Origin of the sequence: Methanosarcina sp. WWM596 (genome assembly GCF_000969965.1) — an archaeon.
Lineage (GTDB): Archaea > Halobacteriota > Methanosarcinia > Methanosarcinales > Methanosarcinaceae > Methanosarcina.
In genome coordinates this window covers 2563677-2582161 of sequence record NZ_CP009503.1, presented here as the reverse complement: position 1 = coordinate 2582161, position 18485 = coordinate 2563677, and the positions used below count along the sequence as shown (strand labels likewise).

Genomic DNA, 18485 nt, shown 5'->3' with positions numbered 1-18485 from the left:
TAATTTAGTCAGCTATTAGCGTAAATTGTTAACTGTTTCCGGCACTTTCATCCTTTACTTCAGCAGCTTGTTTTTTTCTCACAAGCACGGAAACGTCCTCATCCACAATAACAATCCTGGGCCCTGTAACCTCAAGAACCTCTACCTGCTGATCAAGGAGGGCACAGTTTACAGCGATTGTGGATTCTTTATTGAAGATTTCACAGCCAAACTTATCAGCAATTCCCTCAACAGAGGGTTTACTGTGAACCTCAGTGGCTGTGGTGAGCACAGGAACTGCACCCAATTCCGCAATCTTTCGGGAAATCTCGTTTGCCCCGTGATGCCCTCCAAGGAGGGGAATTGCGAAATTCAGGTTAGAGTCCACAACTACCACTGCAGGGTCTGACCACTTATTATCGAGAAGAGGGGCAATGTCCCTTACCACAATTCCTGTAGCAAAGACTGCAACGATTGCCCCGTAGTTTTCAAAGGCTTTCCTGAACACGCCTTTTTCATAGAGAAGAAGGTCGGCTTCAAGATGCTCTGCAATCCGTGATGCAATTTCCCTATTCCTTTCAAAGGTAATTACAACGGTTCCTGGGCCACTCCGTATAGATAGGACCTCCTGTAGTTTTTAGGGTCAACAACCCCACCGATGATTATCATTGCCGAGCGCTTGATCCCTGCATCTTTCACCTTATCTGCAATATCTTCAACAGTCCCTGTGATGACTTCTTCATCTTCCCAGGACGCATGGAAAACAACTGCAACAGGCGTATCTTTAGGGCACTGGACTTTTTCCATAATTTCCCTGATCTTCTGCGTGCCAAGGAAAATTGCCATGGTGGTATTATAGGCAGAAAGCTCGGGGATAAGGTCTTTTTCCAGGGTTTTTCCCGCAGGGCGGGTGATAATAAGAGTATCGGAAACACCGTTGAGAGTCAGCTGGGTGCCCAGAGAGGCTGCACTTGCAAAGACAGACGAGACGCCTGCTACCCTTTCGACTTCTATATCGTATTTTCTCAACTCTTCCATCTGCTCTATAACAGACCCGTAAAGAGAAGGATCTCCGCTGTGAAGGCGTACCACGAACTTTCCTGCATCCACGGCATCGGCAATTAGTTTCGTGGTTTCATCAAGGGTAAGCCCGTAACTGTCTACTTTCTCTCCCTTTGTGTAGTTAAGGACTTCTGGGTTTACCAGAGAGCCCGCGTATATAACAAGGTCCGCTTTTTCAAGCATCTCCCGCCCCAATACGGTAATCAGTTTAGGGTTTCCAGGGCCTGCCCCTACAAAATATACTTTTCTTTCCATCTGACCATTCCCTTTGCATTCATTTCTTTCCATAGATGATGCTGAAATAGTTTCCTTTTACCGGGATATCTTCTTTCTTACTAATAATCAGTTCATTGTCCGAAAAGAGCCTCTCTGCGAAAATAAACTCCCTGTATCCTTCAGCTTCTAGCTGTTCCATAATCTTTCTTGGCTGTGTGGCTTTAAGGTGGATCTTATACCCGATCTCAGAGCCATCACTGACCTCAAAGGAATTCTCGACTGCTACGTCAGTCCTTGCAGCAAAAGATGTGATGGAACTTATTCCCGGCACCGTTGCAGTCTCAACATCCGGGTAATACCTGTTCATGACCTTTTTAAGGTGGGAGAAAGTAGAGAAAAAGTTAGGGTCACCTATAAGCCCGAAAGCTACGGTTCCTTTTCTAGACTCTTCTGCCACACGATCTGCATTTTCTTTCCAGAGGGCATTCAGAACTTCGATATCCCTTATCATGGGAAACTCGAGGATTTCGGCATCCGCATAAGGGGCTACAAGGTCTTTTGCCAGGCGTCCTGGAACATATACCTTATCGCTGTTTTTCAAAACATTCACTGCTTTCAGGGTCAGAAGCTCAGGGTCTCCGGGACCAAGTCCTATTCCTATCAACATATTATCGCTCCATAAGTTTAAACAGGAAAATGTAAAGCGTGATTTTGATTAAAAGATTATTTTCAGGCTTGTTTTTTTCCTACAACTATATAAACAGGGTTTTCGGGCTTGAACATAGTCTCTCCGGCAATCGGGGCACTTCTCGAAACTGCAACGTGGACTACCTCATCAAAAATACCCAGCCTCTTCATAGCCTCGATCGTTCTGACAACGGTTTCAATGCGGACTGCGTTTACCACAATGCTGCGGGATTTTTTTTCAACAAGCTTCTCAAGTACGGTGTCAATGTTTTTAGTTCCACCAACAAACGCACAGTCAATTGAATCTATAGACTCTCCTGAGCCAAGGAGATCCGAGGCTTCACCGGCTAAGATCCTGGCATTTTCGATCTTGAAATTCTTAAAGTTCGCTTCCGTAGCAAAGAGAGCTTCTTTACGTGCATCGATTGCATAAATAGTCAGGTTCCGGGTAATCCGGGCTGCTTCAATAGAGACCGAGCCCGTACCGCAGCCTATATCTGCAAACCGATCCCCGTCCTTCAGCCCGAGTTTGGAAAGGGACACTGCAATTATTTCCGGTTTAGTCGGACCGCCGCTAACACTTACTATTTCAGACATGTTCTACCTCGGGAAAAGTAAAGCAAATATATTGTATATAAATTAAATATATGGCGATATAATTTAGAAATTATATTAGATCTTGATGTAACCGCTCGAGCCATTGATGTACGATTTATTATAAGGTGCAAACCATATGCAGAGGCATATAGAGAGACATTCATAAATTAGATATTTAAGGATTACCCGATTATAAATATAACTTGCTGTAGATATACCTTATTATCGACAAGAAGGGCAGTAAAGGAAAGTAAACTTTAATGAGGCAACAAAAGAATTGGGAAAAAAGTATATAGAAAAATTTGTACTGGTTTTGAGCCACACCTTAAAAAAATGTTTGAAACATAAACAGATATTCTTGAAAAATTAATAGGGTATTTTATAGAACTAGATATTCTTTAAAGAATAGCATGAAAAGGTTTTTAATAGGTGAAAAAAATCGAAATTTCCTGCTATTTAGAGATATACACACAAAACATTTTTATGAGATGAATCTAAGAATATCTATAGTAGCTTTAAAAGAAAGAGATTTTAACTATAACAGCATATGGGAGTTAAGTTTCCGGCACTCATGATACAAGTGCCGCTTTGAGGAAAATTAAAACACCCTTTTAAGAAAAAAACGAAAGATATTCCCAAAAATAAATGTTTTTTAAACCGGAAGCAAAACTTCTTCGGTTAAACATCTGATTTTTTAATCTGTATACACAACAGTATCTTTTTGACAGGAAAACCCCCAGCAGTGTAAGCCCGCTCTCTCGATGCAGGGCCCTGCCACCTGAAGGAAAGGAGGATAATAGATGAAAATTTACGAATCATATGAAGATCTGCCCAAGCTAAAACTTCCTTATGGAAACGAGATATTCATAAGTGACAGCACTATTCGCGACGGCTCCCAGATGCCGGGAATAGTCTTGAGCAGAGAACACAAAGTTCAAATCTATGAATACCTGCACGAGATAGGAATTGAGAAACTTGAAGCCTTTGTATTCAATAAAAGAGACAGAGACGCTGTTAAACTTATGTTTGACAGGGGATATGAGTGTCCTGAAATTACAGGATGGGCAAGGTCTTCAAGAGCTGATATTGACAAAATATTAGAAGTTGATGGGCTTAAAGAGACCGGAATTTTGATGTCTGTCTCAGATACGCACATTCATTCAAAGATGAAGCTTTCAGGCAGAGAGGAGGCTGAAGAGAAATATCTTGATGCCCTTCAGTATTCAGTGGATCACGGGCTTCGTACAAGGGCTCACCTGGAAGATATGACAAGAGCTGACAATTACGGCTTTGTTTTTCCCCTGGTAAAAAAGATTATGGAGATCGATCCTAACTGCATTATAAGAGTCTGCGATACTGTTGGATATGGGATGCCGTTCATGAATATTGATGAACCTTACGGAATTCCGAAAATTATCCAGCACCTCAAAAAAGAGATTGGAGTCAAGAATATAGAAACTCATATCCACGACGATTATGGATTCGGAGCAGCAAGTTCAATAACAGGTTTCTGGCATGGGGCCAACTGGACAAGTGTAACCTTCCTGGGCATAGGAGAACGTGCAGGAAACAGCGAAATGGAAAAGATCCTGCTCTTTCTGGCAGACAGAGTTGAAGGTTTTGATAAATATAATCTTGAACCTATTACCCGTTTTGCAAAATTTATGGAAAAAGAACTCGGGCTCAGAGTTCCGAGAAACAAAGCTGTTGTAGGGAAAAACATCTTTGCCCACGAGTCAGGAATCCATGCAGCAGGTGTCCTGAAGAATCCCTTCAACTATGAACCCTATCCTCCTGAACTGGTAGGAGGTACCAGGCGTCTTCTCGTAGGAGACTCTTCGGGCCTTGAGGTAATACGCCACAAGGTTCAAGAAACCTTAAACGACCTCCTTGATGTTGAAACCATAATTGAAAAAGATGACCGGAGACTACTGAAGATCCAGAAAGAAATCCAGAAACTCTATGATAAAGAAGAAAGGGTTTCCTGTATCTCAGATGAAGAGCTCCTTGCTTACGTTGAAAAATACTTCCTCTACCAGCCAATCTGTGACCCCACACATATGGGCGGAGGAAAATTAAAAAACAAAGGTAAAATCCAGGAACCGGAAGAAGAAGCAGAAGAAAAGGATTAAAACAGCGAAAAAAAGCAGAAATACAGGATAAAAGACAAAGAATCAAAAAAGAAAGCAAACGAAAAACTCGGTTGCTTTCAGATTTTCGCCTTTCAGATGCTCAAAATCCTTATTTCAGGATTTCTGCGGTATATTTTGCGATCTCGTCTGCCATCTGACTGAGTTTTGCACTGCCTCCAAGGTCATAAGTCACATATTTGCCTTCGGAGATTACACGCTCTACGGCTTTGAAGATGGCTTCTGACTTATCCTTTTCACCAAGATAGTCCAGCATCCAGGCTCCTGCAAGCACCGTTGCAACAGGGTTTACTTTATCCTGGCCAGCATACTTCGGAGCTGAGCCGTGAGCCGGTTCAAACATTGCAAAATTGTCCCCGATATTTGCAGAATAAATGAGCCCGATACTGCCAACAAGGGCTGAACACTCTTCGCTGATTACATCCATGAAGAGGTTGGTGGAAAGGAGGACCTTTTTGTTGAAAATCTGGGGATTCTTGATAAGCTGCTGGGCAATGTTATCAATATGATAGGGCCAGACCTCAATATTCGGGTAGTCCTGTGAAACCTTTTCGACTTCTTCTAAGAAAGAGCCGCAAGTCAATTTAAGGATATTACTTTTATGGATGGGCACAACAGTATCGTAACCTCTCCTTTTAGCGTCCTCAAAGGCATAGCGGGCAATCTTACTGGATGCCGTGCGGGTAATCTTCCTGATTGCAATGGAAACATCATCTGTAAGCTGGATTTCCTCTCCTATGTAAAGCCCTTCCGTCCCCTCACGCACACAGACCATCTCAACATCCCCGAGAGGTGCACTTGAGTTAGGGAACGTCTTTATTGGCCTGACATTTGCATAGAGGTCATACTTTGTCCTGATAGATACAGCCACACTTCTCGGAGAACCGATTCCACCGGGGGTTGTGGTAGGACCTTTGAAACAGGCATCAGAGCTGTCAAGGATCTGCCAGGTTTCATCGGGGATAAGGGAATTGCCCCCATGCTGTTCCCACCAGCCGGCTCCGGCCTCACACATCAAGAATTCGATATCAGTACCAGCGGCTTCTGCAACTTTAAGCATTGCGTCCACAAGTTCGGGGCCTACCCCGTCACCTTTGATTACTGCTGCGGTTTTAGTCATGTTATCACCAGATCTATAAGGTTCGTGTTAAAAGAACCGTAGCGATTTAAAAGTTAAAAAGGGGAAACTTTTGAAGAATTTGGAAAAGAATAATTGAATCTTACCGCGTACTCAACGTAAAGCTCATATTTCAACTTTTGGGTAATAGTATGATAGTATTATGGAATAATGCATCCGGAAAATAGATACGGAAATGCATCCAGCAAATAAATACGGGTCCACAGAATATAATCCTGTCCTAGTGCCCTACAAAGATAGGTACAGTATTACAAATTAAACTGTTAACAGCACATTCAATTAGTATTCAAATTATAATATCAATTCAAATTAATATTCAATTTTGATATAACATCCAATCCAGAAAGCCCTTCATAAAAATTCCAGACATCTAGAATCCATACTACTGAATAAAGAGTTTTAAGAGTTTTGAAGAGATTTTCAGGAAAATCTTCGAGGAATAAACATGCCTGCAAAAATTCCGATTACCGACAACCATATGCATATAGACCCAAGAGCCAGAGGGCTTGAAGCGGTAAAAGATTTTCAAAGATCTGGTGGAACGCATATAATTCTGGTCACCAAACCCAGCTGGTCCCTTGGGATTACGGTCAGGAAACCCGAGGATTATCTTGCGGTCTTTGACGAAACCGTGGAAATCGCATCAAAAATCCGCGAGATTGGAGTCGGGGCTTTTCCGGTTCTCGGGGTCCACCCTGCTGAGATCTCAAAGCTTACGGAATACATGGAACTATCAGAAGCTACAGAAACTATGAAAAAAGGTCTTGAGATTGCTGCCGGATATGTGGAAAAAGGCCTTGCCGTGGGGATAAAATCAGGACGCCCGCACTATCCCGTGCCCGCAGATATATGGGCAGCCTCAAATAAGATAATGGAACACGCCTTTTCTCTCGGAAAAGAACAGGACTGCGCAGTCCAGCTCCATACTGAAAGCGTGGGGGAGCCCGAACTTCAGGATATAGCAGAAAGGGCAAAAAAAACAGGAATAAAAATGTACAGGGTAGTCAAACATTACTCGCCCCCCCTTGTGAATACATGTGAAGAACTCGGGATTTTTCCAGGAGTCATATCGGTTAAAGGAGCAATCGAACAGGCGCTTGAAGAAGGGACTCGCTTTATGATGGAGACTGATTATATCGATGACCCTGACAGGCCGGGAGCAGTACTTGGCCCGAAGACAATCCCGAGAAGGACCCTAAAACTCATTGAAACACATGGAGAAGAACCATTCTGGACCATTCACAAGGAGAATCCAGAAAAGGTTTATGATATAGAGATCGAGCTTTAAAATTACAGTTAAAAGATATATTAGGATGGATTAAAGAGCAGAGGGCAAAACAATATCAAGAAGCTTAAAGGAAAACCTATTCGGATGAAAACTCTCTATATTAAAGTTGTTTCTTAAAGTTGTTTCCGGAAGGAAAAACCTGCCGGAAACGGTTGTTACTGCTGGAACAGAACCTCAATATAAAGCTTTACAGTTAAAACTCACAGTTTATTTGCGCTTTATTTTTACTATATCTCCGAGGGTCATATCTTTCTTCATGTGAGAAACTTCCTGCCCTGAGACATCCAAGCGTTCGGTGAGTTTGATATTAAGGGTATGTTCCAGTTTCTTTCTAACAGAATCTTCGGGTACTATTTCGCTTCGTTCTATCTTTCTGATGAGAGATGCTTTCTCCTTGATGTTTTCAGCCAGTTCTTCCAGAGACCAACCTCTGGCTTCTCTGGCTTCCCTGATAATCTGGTCGTAGTTGTCCAGAAGTTCGTCTTTTAAAATATCGAAGAAATCCTTTTTTGGCCTCTTTTCAGTTCGTGGTACCGTACGAACTACCGGAGAGACTTTCCTTGATACAGGAGTCCGTTTGTCAACGGGCTTACCGTACGGTGCACATTTCTGACAGACCTGGAGTTCGCTGTTATCAATTGTAATGCATATAGGCTTTCCGCGGATCTCTGCACCACATATTTCGCACTGCATATTGATCACTTCGAAAACGCTATATACGGTATGAACTTAAATAATATTCGGAGCTCCATGACGGAAAGTACCAAAAGTAAGGATGAAAGCATGCGCAGTCACCTTGTGAAACCCGGATCTGTGTATGACGGAATCGAGCCTGGAGAGCTGGGGGAGTCAACTGAAAGCGTCCAGGACAGAGTGAGGCAACTTGAAAGCCGCAACAGTTTTCTGGAAGAGCAGTGTAGCCAGATAGAGTCTGAAAAACGCTATTTGGAGAACCAGAAGATCAAGTATGAGAGAGAAATACGAAAGCTGCAGTCAGAGCTCGATCGCATGAAGACCTCTCCATTGATCATTGGTACGGTTATTGATGTGATAAAGAATGATCGTATAATTGTCCGTAGCAGTAACGGACCTCAGTTTCTGGTTAACGTCTCACAATATATTGACGAGAAAAAACTGCTGCCCGGGGCAAAGGTTGCCTTAAACCAGCATACACTTGCCATTGCAGAGGTTATTCCTTCCACAGAAGAGCCTTTTGTTGCTGCAATGGAGGTTATCGAAAGTGTTGAAGTTGATTATGACCAGATCGGTGGTCTCGACGAGCAGATTCAGGAACTTCAGGAAGCAGTCGAACTTCCGCTAATTGAACCTGAACGCTTTGCCAGGATAGGGATTGAGCCCCCGAAAGGAGTACTACTCTACGGGCTTCCGGGAACAGGGAAAACCCTGCTTGCAAAAGCCGTGGCCCACAGAACCAATGCGACATTTATAAGAGTCGTGGGTTCTGAACTTGTACAGAAGTACATAGGAGATGGCTCCAAACTGGTCAGGGAAATCTTCGAAATGGCACGGAAAAAAGCCCCCAGTATCATCTTTATCGATGAACTGGATTCGATAGCTGCAAGGCGTTTAAACGAGACGACTGGCGCAGATAGAGAAGTTCAGAGAACTTTGATGCAGCTTCTTGCAGAAATGGATGGCTTTGACAAGAGGAAGAACATTCGGATCATTGCAGCAACAAACAGACCGGATGTCCTCGATCCCGCAATTCTCAGGCCAGGCCGTTTTGACAGGCTTGTCCATGTTCCGATGCCCGGAGTAGAAGCCAGAGGAAAAATCCTCAAAATCCATTGTGAAAGGATGACTCTTGCGGGAAACATCGACTTTAAAAAGCTCGCAAAAGCTACCGAAGGGATGAGCGGAGCAGATCTGAAGGCAATTGCCACTGAAGCAGGAATGTTCGCGGTCAGAAAAGATAAGGAACTCGTTGAAATGGGAGATTTCCTCGAAGCAGTGGATAAGGTATCGATAGCTGCTGATACGCAGAAGATGATGCCTAGCACCCCTAGCACCTCTCCTGATACGACGATGTTCGTGTAAAAAAATGGAAAAATCACAAAAATGCCTTCAAGAGAACTCATTTTTGTGGAAAAAATCCTGTTTTCCCATGATTTCTACTGAAAGTAGCTTCATGGGAAATCGGCAAACTATTTTTGTAATTCAGACATAAAGATACCTGTGAATTCAGATTTTCATATCAAACCCGAAATCCGAATTCTGGGCATAGACGACTCTGCGCTTCTTAACGAAAAGATAATGATAGTAGGAACTGTTTTCAGAGGAGGAGACTGGATAGACGGTGTCTTGCGCTCGGAGATCACCAGAGACGGACTTGATGCTACCAAAGTGATAAGCACAATGATAAAGAATAGCAGGCATTACAACCAGCTCAGGATTATCATGCTTGATGGAATCACTTACGGAGGTTTTAATGTTGTCGATATAGAGGAACTTTACAGGGAAACAGGACTTCCTGTTATTGTGGTCATGCGGGCCTATCCAGATTTTGAAAAGATCCGATCTGCCCTGAGGCATTTTTCCGATGAGGAGGTGCGCTGGGAGATAATTAAAAAAGCCGGCAAAATAGAAAAGCTGGTCACGGAAAAAAACAGGACTCCGATTTATATCCAGAAAGCCGGTATAGGGTCAAAAAACGCAGAGAAGATAGTCCACCTCACTTCAATAAGAAGTAATATTCCGGAGCCTCTGAGGGTTGCCCATCTAATTGCAACAGGCATCATCTTAGGGGAATCAAGGGGAAAAGCATAACTGAAAAGACAACCGGATTTACCGGGCTCAAAGAGAAGCCCCATGCAGAGTACCGACAGAATCTTGAGCAGAGGAGTGAACATAAACCTCCGGGCGGGATATGAAATTAAGGGGAATCATGGAAAAAAATAAGGAAAAAAGGGAAAGATAAAAATACAGGAACCAGCCTCAAAAAAATATAAAAAATAAAAAAATATACATTTAAGGCAAAGAAATTAAAGAAGATCGAGCAGAAAAGAAAAACAGACCATATAGTCTCGAAGAGCAAGAAATATAATGTCAAACCGGAAAAAATAGGACAACATTAATAAAATTATTAAACATATACAGTGTAAATTCAAAAACTGGAAAAGGAAAACTATTAAATTGGAAACTGTATATGTGATGGTTAAAATAATTTGTTCCTTGTTTGTAATATACTTGTTTCTAATAAAATCCGTTAAATGATCACCCCAGCAGAATGGAGGAAAGCAGTAGCATGAGATCCATTGTGGAAGAAGCCCTTGCTCGATCTGCCCTGGAAGGACGTGCCGGGCAGGGAGAGTACTCAAATTCAGATTACTCTAATGAAAATTTAGAAGTGGATGCTGAACTTGAAGAAATACTGAGAAGCCTTAAAACAACTATCAAAGTAATAGGTTGTGGAGGCGGCGGTTCAAACAGCATTCAGCGCATGATGGGCGAAGGTATCCAGGGAGCAGACCTTGTTGCTCTGAACACTGATGCCCAGCACCTTCTTCATATACGCTCCGGCAAAAAAATTCTCATAGGGAAAAAGAAAACCCGAGGACTTGGAGCCGGCAGCCTCCCCCAAATAGGAGAAGACGCTGCAATCGAGAGTATTGATGAGATTAACAAGATCGTCCAGGGCTCAGATATGGTTTTTATCACCGCAGGTCTTGGAGGAGGAACCGGAACCGGATCTGCGCCTGTAGTAGCTGAGGCCGCCAGGGACGCAGGAGCCCTTACGATTGCAGTCGTAACCCTTCCGTTCAGCGTTGAAGGGCACGTCAGAAGGACAAACGCCGAAGCCGGCCTTGAGCGCCTGAGAGATGTTGCTGACACAGTTATAGTTGTCCCCAACGACAAACTGATTGAAGTAGTCCCGAGGCTTCCACTTCAGGCTGCTTTTAAAGTATCGGATGAAGTTCTTATGAGAGCAGTAAAGGGCATAACCGAACTGATTACAAAACCCGGACTTGTCAACCTTGACTTTGCAGATATAAGAACTGTTATGCAAAACGGAGGCGTTGCTATGATAGGACTTGGAGAGGCAGACGGTGAGAACAAAGCTGTTGAGTCTGTCCAGAAAGCTCTGCGCAGCCCACTCCTTGACGTGGACATATCAGGTGCGACCTCTGCTCTTGTTAATGTGGTTGGAGGCCCTGACATGACTATTTCAGAAGCCGAGTGTGTGGTTCAGGAAGTCTACAGCCGCATAGACAACAACGCCCGCCTGATCTGGGGTGCCCAGATTGACCCTGACCTTGAACAGACAGTACGTACAATGATCGTGGTCACAGGGGTTACCTCTGCCCAGATTTACGGTCACGGGAACGATAAAAACGTTACATATAAGTATGGAATTGACTTCGTAGAGTGATCAAATCAGGAATGAAACAGTAAAACGGATAAAAACACTCGGTTGGAGAAAAAAATGCTGTTTTCCCCCTTTTGAAAGAAAAAAGAAGGGACGTAGGAATATAAAATCCAATCGAAAACTATTTTTATGGTAAATGCAGTATGGTGCCGATACAATTCGGCATCAAAAATGAAAAATATTTACTGACACGAAAAGGGTTTTACGTGAGTATTGTCCTACACCTAAATTTTTGGATGTTCCAAAGACCGTGCCAGTGATATCTTCATATAATAGGAATTAATAATATAATCCGCTCGTCCTTCCTGAAAGATAAAATCCGATATTCTGCGATATAAAAGCAAATTTCGGAGATGTAGTATACAAAGGAAGAAACGCGTGCAAACTCCAGATAAAAATAAAGATGAATATAAAAACCTGGATGTGAATTAATTGGTAGAATCCACATTTGAACCGAATATAACCACAAAAAGCGTTGGTCAGGCAATCCGGGCACACCTGAGGGTCCTGAAACTTACGAAAAAACCGTCCAGGGAAGAGTTCTTGACCATTGCCAAAGTTGCAGGTGCCGGCATTCTGGCTGTGGGAGCAATCGGATTTATTATTTACGTACTGCTGACAATGTTGCCCCAGTGGGTGGCCCAATGAGTGAGGATTCCCAGATATTCGTAATCAAAACCACAGCAAACCAGGAAAGATCAGTTGCAACGACCCTTGCAAGAATTTCGAAGAAGGAGAAACTGGACATAAGGGCAATCCTAGCTCCTGATGAGCTCAAAGGATATGTCCTTGTCGAGGCACCCAAATCCGGAATCGTGGAACTGGCAATCCAGACAATCCCACACGCAAGAGCCCTTGTCAAAGGGAGTTCTTCAATCGCAGAAATAGAGCACTTCCTTAAGCCCAAGCCAATAGTGACCGGAATCAAGGAAGGGGCTATAATTGAGGTCACCTCTGGACCCTTCAAGGGAGAGAAAGCCCGGGTTAAAAGGGTTGACGAAGGGCATGAGGAAATTACTGTGGAACTCTTTGACGCTGTGGTTCCAATCCCCATCACTATTCGCGGCGACACGGTAAGAATACTCAAAAAAGAGAAAGAATAAGCCAAAATCGAATGGGAAAAATTCCAGCTTATTAATAAACAAAAATCACCAGTACTCAGAGTGGATTGAAACAAATCTACAAAATTTATACTCATAAAAACCGGTGAGACTCAGATGACAAGTATTGTTGAAGCACTTGTCCCCGGAGGCAAAGCGAATCCCGGACCACCATTAGGTCCGGCACTTGGTCCGCTCGGGGTCAATATAAAAGAAGTGGTCGAAAAGATCAATGAAAAAACAAGGGACTACAATGGAATGCAGGTCCCTGTGAAGATAATTGTTGACGACAAGAAAAACGTCGAGATCGAAGTAGGCACCCCTCCGACCGCTTCCCTGGTTATGAAAGAACTGGGGATTCAGAAAGGGTCAGGAAATGCGGGAAGCGAGGTTGTTGGAAACCTCACCATCCCGCAGGTTGCAAAGATCGCACGTATGAAAAAGGAAGACGTGCTTTCTTATGACCTCAAAGCCACAATGAAAGAAGTAATGGGCACCTGTGTCCCAATGGGTGTGAATGTAGAGGGAATGAAGGCTAAGGACTGTCAGAAGGCACTCGATGAAGGCAAATTTGATGATTTGCTTGCAAGCGAGGAGTGGTAAACCTTCTTCTCCCTTTACCATTTAATTCGTGATCTGCCTACACACCAATAGTTTTAAATTGGATACCACTAATAGCACAAGAGCCTTGAACAGTGTTCTACTGGAATAGCTCATCAGAAGTTATTGGTGGCTGCTGTTTGCTGTTAAGAGTAACAGGACCCGGATGGGAGTCACTACGACCACCGTAGTAAGCCGGAACGGCTGTCTGGACATAAAGTTCAAACACTACGGGGAGGAACAAAATGGTAGAAAAGACTATACTGGAAGCTGTCAAGAAAGTTATTGAGGGGTCGCCAAAACGCAACTTTTCGGAAAGCGTGGATCTGGCGATTAACTTAAAGAACCTTGACATGAACCAACCAAAGAACAGAGTCGATGAAGAAGTAATTCTTCCGCACGGGCTCGGAAAAGAGCTAAAAATCGGCGTTTTTGCAAAGGGTGACGTTGGCCTGAGGGCAAAAGCTGCCGGTGCTGCGTATGTTATTTCTGACGTTGATCTCGAAGAGCTGGTAGCTGACAAAAACAGAGCCAGGATTCTTGCAAACGAATGCGACCTTTTTATTGCTGAAACTCAGTTCATGCCAATAATCGGTAAGAACCTTGGTATTGTTTTGGGACCCAGAGGCAAGATGCCTATCCCGCTCATGCCGAACAAGGATATAGGTGAACTGATCCAGAGCAAGCAAAATGCAATCAAGCTCAGGTCAAAAGACAGACTTACCTTCCACGTGGCTGTCGGCAGAAGGAATATGAATCCCGACGACCTTGCCGAAAATATTGAGACTATTATGACCAGGCTTGAGCGTGTCCTTGATAAGGGAAAGCACAACCTCAGAACGGTCTATGTCACAACAACCATGGGAAAATCAGAGAGGGTGGTGTAAATGGCAGAAGAAAGGCATCACACCGAGCACGTCCCGCAGTGGAAAAAGGATGAAATCAAAAACATAAAGGAACTCATCCAATCCCACAAAGTTTTCGGGATGGTAGGGATCGAAGGCATTCTCGCAACCAAGATCCAGAAGATTCGCCGGGACCTTAAGGACGTTGCGGTGCTCAAAGTCTCCAGGAACACCCTCACAGAGCGGGCTTTAAACCAACTCGGGGAAACCATTCCCGAGATGAGCAAATACCTTGACAAACAAACTGCTCTGGTATTTACCAATGAAAGTCCTTTCAAGCTTTACAAACTGCTTGAGCAGACAAAGACTCCTTCTCCAATCAAAGCAGGCGCAATAACTCCTACGGATATAACTGTCCAGAAGGGGCCCACCAGTTTCCCACCTGGTCCGATTCTGGGTGAATTCCAGAGCGCAGGGATTCCCGCCTCAATAGAAGCCGGAAAAGTAGCAATAAAGGAAACTAAGGTTGTCTGTAAAGCAGGCGAAGCAGTCCCGCAGAAGCTCGCCACCATGCTTGCAAAGTTGGAAATATACCCACTCATTGTAGGGCTTGACATGAGAGCCGCCTACGATGAAGGGACAATTTACGAGCCGGAACTCCTTGCAATTGATGAAGGTAAGTACTTCTCTGATATTATCAGTGCAGTTCAGAACGCTTTCAATCTCTCAGTCAACACTGCATACCCGACAAGCACAACAATCGGCACCCTGCTAGCAAAAGCACATGCAGAAGCAAAGAACCTTGGTGTCAATGCTGTTATACTTGAACCGGGAGTCATGGATGCTCTGCTAGCAAAAGCACATGTCCAGATGACCTCTGTTGCATCCAAAGCCGCAGATAAGGACACAAATGCTGTGGATGAAGACCTGAGAGGAGTTCTCGGAGCAGCCGCAAGCGCAGCAGCAGCCGCAACAGCTCCGGCAGAAGAAGAAGCAAAGAAGGAAGAAGAACCTGAAGAGGAAGAAGAAGACCATGGCGAAGAAGATGGAATGGCCGGTCTTGGTGCCCTTTTCGGATAAACAGATTTACGATTTACAATTTACGATAATAGAAAATTAGGTGATCAACGATGGAATACATATATGCAGCTCTCTTATTGCACAACGCAGGTAAAGCAATTTCTGAAGAAGCAATCGCTGCCGTTCTTCAGGCAGCTGGTGTAGAAGTGAACGAAGCCAGGGCAAAGGCCCTTGTCGCAGCCCTTGATGGCGTGAACATCGAAGAAGCAATCGCAAAGGCCGCATTTGCAGCCCCAGCGGCAGCAGCAGCCCCTGCAGCAGCAGAAGCCCCTGCAGCAGCAGAAGCTGCTGTTGAGGAAGAAGAGGAAGATGACACCTCCGAAGAAGATGGAATGGCCGGTCTCGGCGCCCTCTTCGGGTGATTATAATTCCCATAGCTCGCCCTCAGGGCGGGCATTCTTTTTTTTGAATTAACAAACTTTGAAATAATGTTAAAATTCCCTGGTTTTTTCTCACCTCCAGATCTAATCTTCAAACAACTAGTTCTGACACCTTTTTTATAGAGACCTGTGATATAGAAACCTGTGGTACAGAGACCTGTGGTATAGACCTATGGTATAGAAACCTGTGTTATGTCTCGTTAATTCTCTGTTTAGCAGAAAGCTAACTAGCAGAAAGCTAACATTTTTATTCGACCACAGAATGTTTATTATTCGAACACCGAATGTTTATTTCTGCAACTTATTTATGAAAACTTCTTGAAGGGCGCAGCAGATTAAGGAACAGTGAAATTCGAATGACAAAAGAGAAATTCATTGTATTAATCAAAAAAGATGAAGAAGGGATCTACATCGACACAGTTCCAAAACTCAAAGATTGCTACACCTGCAGGAACACCCTTGAAACCCTTGAAGATCTAATGGGAAATGCACTTGAAGCAATCCTAGCCCATCTGGAAGTCCTTAAATCAAAAAAAGAACTTTACCACCCCATAATTTTGAAGGATTCCTTCAAATTGAAAGCGAAACGCAATCTTAATTTCAATGTTATATGAGCTATTTTAGTTGTATCTTCGTTTTCAAGCCGAGAATAAACAACACCGGAAAAATGATCTCCATGTCCCGATTTGACCCCATCCTTGCTTCAAAAGCCCTCTGGCAGATAAGGATTAAAAAGCGCCCTTTTGTCCTCTCTCACGGTGTAAATGCCAACTGTAATATGCGCTGCAAATTCTGCGAATACTGGAAAGAGACCGGAAAAGAACCCGAAAGAGCTGAGGTATTCAAGCTGCTCGATGATGCAAAAAAATTCGGTATCGGAGTTTACAATACCTGGACGACCGAACCCCTTCTCAGAAAGGATCTGCCCCTGATAATGGCTCACGCAAAGGAACTCGGGATGGTCACATCCATGGTCACAAACGGAAAGCTGCTCTACGAAAGAGTAGAAGAACTTGAAGATGTAGATTACCTTTCAGTTTCAGTAGACGGAATTAAGAGCTACAAAGAAATCCGGCAAATGGATTTTGAAACCCTGCTGAAAGGCTTGAAAAAGGCTATTGAGGTCCGGAAACACCAGAAACAGAAAAATCCGATACTGCTAAACTGCGTACTCACAGGAAAAAATCTGGATGACATTGAAACTCTTATTTTGCTTGCAAAAAAACTGGGCGTAAAAATATCATTTGAGCCTGTACACGAGTTTCCCGGAATCAGCGAAGAGATCTGGAGCGAAATAGGAATCCGCGACAAAGAAAAATTCCGCAGGGTTGTGGACAGAATAATCGAGCTGAAAAAAGAGGGCTATCCCATTATTAACTCCAAAACCTACCTTAAAATGGTAAGGGATGGAGAAATGGATTATAAATGCAGGGCAAGCAGCGTTATTATCAATGTCACACATGACGGGACTGCCGAAACCTGCCGTGTGCAGCGCGAGCCCCTCGGAAACGTTATGAAGGACGGGTTTGAAAAAGTCTGGGAAGATTCTTCAGCCCGGCGGGAAGAAATAGTGCAGAATTGCGAAGGCTGCCTCTTTTTCGGATATACGGAAAACAGTTTGATACAGGGATTTAACCCGGAAGTTTTGATGCATTACGAGTGGATGTAACGCCCGAGTTGCGTATCAGGATAGATGATGAAAACTTGATAGAATTTACTCATTCCGGGACCTGTCCCAGGATGTTCCTTTTAATCCAGAGCCTGAACACGTTATCTGTTATCTCGTAAAGACCCTCTTCCGGTTTGTTGACCGTCATTGTGCTGTAGAGGTCCCGCATGGAGGTGGTAAGGGAGGAGGCAGGTGTGTCCAGATCCTGAGCTATCTGGCTCAGACGCCTTTGCTTTTCGGCTGAAAGGTATTTAAGGACCTTTTTTTGCTGCTCACTGAATTTTTCCATGTATCGGGCCTCGTATTCACTGTCAAATTCGTCGAGCATTGAAGAAAAAGCCAGATCTACGTCTTCAGAACTGATCCGGTTCTTTTCTTCGAGAAAGGCGTCCTGGTAGAGCAGGAACCCGAGTTTCTGGAAATAAAAGGGGAAGCCTCCGGTCAGCTCGTGAATTTTTTCAAGAGCCTGTTCCGAGATTTCGATCTGCCTTGTTGCGAGTCGGCTCCGGATGTATTTTTTAACATCGTCTTCATTTATCGGTTTGAGTTCGGTTCTGGCGGACATGAGGTAGAGGGGGGAATCGGGCTTTAAGAAAATCTCATGCAAAAGGGATATGGAAGAACCTGAGAAAATGTACCTGACCTCCGGATGCCTGTCCATCCGGCTTTTCAGCGTATTGAAGATGCTGCCATTGAACCGGCTGAGTTCCTGGAACTCGTCAAAAGCTATCAATACAGGCTCTTTTTTTTCGTGAGAGAAGCTTTCAATAAACTCAAAAGTTTCCACGATCAGGTCTTCTCCTTTCAGTTCATTGTCCCGGAACCTGAGGTAAACCTTCCCCACATGTTCTATGCTGCCCCCTATTTCTGCGAGAGCCCCGTAAGCTGCCGTAATTTTATCCCTGAAAATTCCGGAAAACTTCCGGGCAAGCCCCCTTATCCTGTGTTTTTCCTCATAGGCTTCAACAAGGGCCTGAGCCGTTACCCCGAAAAAATCGGCAAGACCTGTCATTTCCCGGCAGTTGACCGGGACAAAGAGGACCTCTGTGTCCACTGCAGCTTTGAGGTTTCCGAGCAGGGATGTTTTTCCGATTCTGCGCGGACCTATGATCACATTGTTCTGGGCCTGTCCCAGGATGTCCAGTTTCAGCTTTTTAATCTCCCGCTCCCTTCCGATAAAATACGGAGGCTCCACTTCTCCTCCAACCACAAACACCTTTTCGACCATATAATGTAGTTAAATTTGACGATATTTAAATTTAACTAATGATTTAGTAGTTAAATTTGACTAATATACATGAGGTACA

General features: G+C 43.9%; 20 protein-coding genes. 13 read left to right on the top strand and 7 right to left on the bottom strand.

The features are described 5' to 3' along the window. Positions 1-28 precede the first annotated feature (28 nt). The 4 genes from MSWHS_RS11260 to cbiT form a co-directional block, all read right to left on the bottom strand. Positions 29-487, bottom strand: a complete 459-nt coding sequence (locus tag MSWHS_RS11260) for a cobalamin biosynthesis protein CbiG (RefSeq protein WP_231585400.1) — start codon at positions 485-487, stop codon at positions 29-31. Between the two features lie 80 nt (positions 488-567). Next, positions 568-1296, bottom strand: coding sequence for a cobalt-precorrin-4/precorrin-4 C(11)-methyltransferase (locus MSWHS_RS11255; RefSeq protein WP_048130694.1), 729 nt, complete (start codon positions 1294-1296; stop codon positions 568-570). Positions 1297-1315: 19 nt separating this feature from the next. Next, complete coding sequence (locus MSWHS_RS11250; protein WP_048159075.1) at positions 1316-1924, bottom strand: cobalt-factor II C(20)-methyltransferase; 609 nt, start codon at positions 1922-1924, stop codon at positions 1316-1318. 62 nt (positions 1925-1986) lie between these two features. Continuing rightward, the gene (gene cbiT / locus MSWHS_RS11245; RefSeq protein ID WP_048129853.1) at positions 1987-2541 is read right to left on the bottom strand and encodes a precorrin-6Y C5,15-methyltransferase (decarboxylating) subunit CbiT; all 555 of its coding nucleotides are present in this window, start codon (positions 2539-2541) and stop codon (positions 1987-1989) included. An 800-nt stretch (positions 2542-3341) separates the two neighbouring features. On the opposite strand from cbiT, the gene MSWHS_RS11240 reads away from it, so the two are divergent. Next, on the top strand, positions 3342-4673 hold the full coding sequence (locus tag MSWHS_RS11240; protein WP_048129854.1) for an isopropylmalate synthase: 1332 nt from the start codon (positions 3342-3344) through the stop codon (positions 4671-4673). Positions 4674-4782: 109 nt separating this feature from the next. On the opposite strand, the gene MSWHS_RS11235 is transcribed toward MSWHS_RS11240, so the two are convergent. Further along, a complete protein-coding gene (locus MSWHS_RS11235) occupies positions 4783-5811 on the bottom strand; it encodes an isocitrate/isopropylmalate dehydrogenase family protein (protein WP_048129855.1) in 1029 nt (342 codons plus the stop codon). A gap of 463 nt (positions 5812-6274) precedes the next feature. Between MSWHS_RS11235 and MSWHS_RS11230 the strand changes: the two genes are divergently transcribed. Further along, entirely contained in the window at positions 6275-7117 is an 843-nt protein-coding gene (locus MSWHS_RS11230; RefSeq protein WP_048129856.1) for a TatD family hydrolase, read from the top strand. Between the two features lie 207 nt (positions 7118-7324). Here MSWHS_RS11230 and MSWHS_RS11225 read toward each other — a convergent pair whose 3' ends face one another. Next, entirely contained in the window at positions 7325-7810 is a 486-nt protein-coding gene (locus MSWHS_RS11225) for a multiprotein bridging factor aMBF1 (RefSeq protein WP_048129857.1), read from the bottom strand. A gap of 57 nt (positions 7811-7867) precedes the next feature. Here MSWHS_RS11225 and MSWHS_RS11220 point away from each other — a divergent pair, with 57 nt between their 5' ends. The 11 genes from MSWHS_RS11220 (at position 7868) to MSWHS_RS11170 (ending at position 17178) form a co-directional block, all read left to right on the top strand. Further along, positions 7868-9175, top strand: a complete 1308-nt coding sequence (locus MSWHS_RS11220) for a proteasome-activating nucleotidase (RefSeq protein WP_048129858.1) — start codon at positions 7868-7870, stop codon at positions 9173-9175. A gap of 138 nt (positions 9176-9313) precedes the next feature. Continuing rightward, positions 9314-9904 carry a DUF99 family protein gene (locus tag MSWHS_RS11215; RefSeq protein WP_048129859.1) on the top strand — a complete coding sequence of 197 codons (591 nt, stop codon included), beginning with the start codon at positions 9314-9316 and terminating at the stop codon, positions 9902-9904. 478 nt (positions 9905-10382) lie between these two features. Then, positions 10383-11507, top strand: a complete 1125-nt coding sequence (ftsZ, locus tag MSWHS_RS11210) for a cell division protein FtsZ (protein WP_048129860.1) — start codon at positions 10383-10385, stop codon at positions 11505-11507. A 429-nt stretch (positions 11508-11936) separates the two neighbouring features. Next, positions 11937-12152, top strand: a complete 216-nt coding sequence (locus MSWHS_RS11205; RefSeq protein ID WP_048129861.1) for a protein translocase SEC61 complex subunit gamma — start codon at positions 11937-11939, stop codon at positions 12150-12152. Further along, complete coding sequence (locus MSWHS_RS11200; protein ID WP_048129862.1) at positions 12149-12607, top strand: transcription elongation factor Spt5; 459 nt, start codon at positions 12149-12151, stop codon at positions 12605-12607. Before MSWHS_RS11205 ends, MSWHS_RS11200 begins: the two co-directional genes overlap by 4 nt. A gap of 114 nt (positions 12608-12721) precedes the next feature. Further along, the gene (locus MSWHS_RS11195; protein ID WP_048129863.1) at positions 12722-13207 is read left to right on the top strand and encodes a 50S ribosomal protein L11; all 486 of its coding nucleotides are present in this window, start codon (positions 12722-12724) and stop codon (positions 13205-13207) included. 242 nt (positions 13208-13449) lie between these two features. Next, the gene (locus MSWHS_RS11190) at positions 13450-14091 is read left to right on the top strand and encodes a 50S ribosomal protein L1 (protein WP_048129864.1); all 642 of its coding nucleotides are present in this window, start codon (positions 13450-13452) and stop codon (positions 14089-14091) included. After that, positions 14092-15129, top strand: a complete 1038-nt coding sequence (locus MSWHS_RS11185) for a 50S ribosomal protein L10 (RefSeq protein WP_048129865.1) — start codon at positions 14092-14094, stop codon at positions 15127-15129. Positions 15130-15179: 50 nt separating this feature from the next. Next, positions 15180-15491 (top strand): 50S ribosomal protein P1, encoded by a 312-nt coding sequence (gene rpl12p, locus MSWHS_RS11180; protein ID WP_048129866.1) that lies wholly within the window; start codon positions 15180-15182, stop codon positions 15489-15491. 374 nt (positions 15492-15865) lie between these two features. Continuing rightward, positions 15866-16123 (top strand): type II toxin-antitoxin system HicB family antitoxin, encoded by a 258-nt coding sequence (locus MSWHS_RS11175; RefSeq protein WP_048129867.1) that lies wholly within the window; start codon positions 15866-15868, stop codon positions 16121-16123. Positions 16124-16185: 62 nt separating this feature from the next. Then, positions 16186-17178 (top strand): radical SAM protein, encoded by a 993-nt coding sequence (locus tag MSWHS_RS11170; RefSeq protein WP_048129868.1) that lies wholly within the window; start codon positions 16186-16188, stop codon positions 17176-17178. A 49-nt stretch (positions 17179-17227) separates the two neighbouring features. Here the strand turns inward: MSWHS_RS11170 and MSWHS_RS11165 are convergent, their stop codons facing one another. Then, positions 17228-18406, bottom strand: a complete 1179-nt coding sequence (locus MSWHS_RS11165) for an ATP-binding protein (RefSeq protein ID WP_082088182.1) — start codon at positions 18404-18406, stop codon at positions 17228-17230. Positions 18407-18485 lie beyond the last annotated feature (79 nt).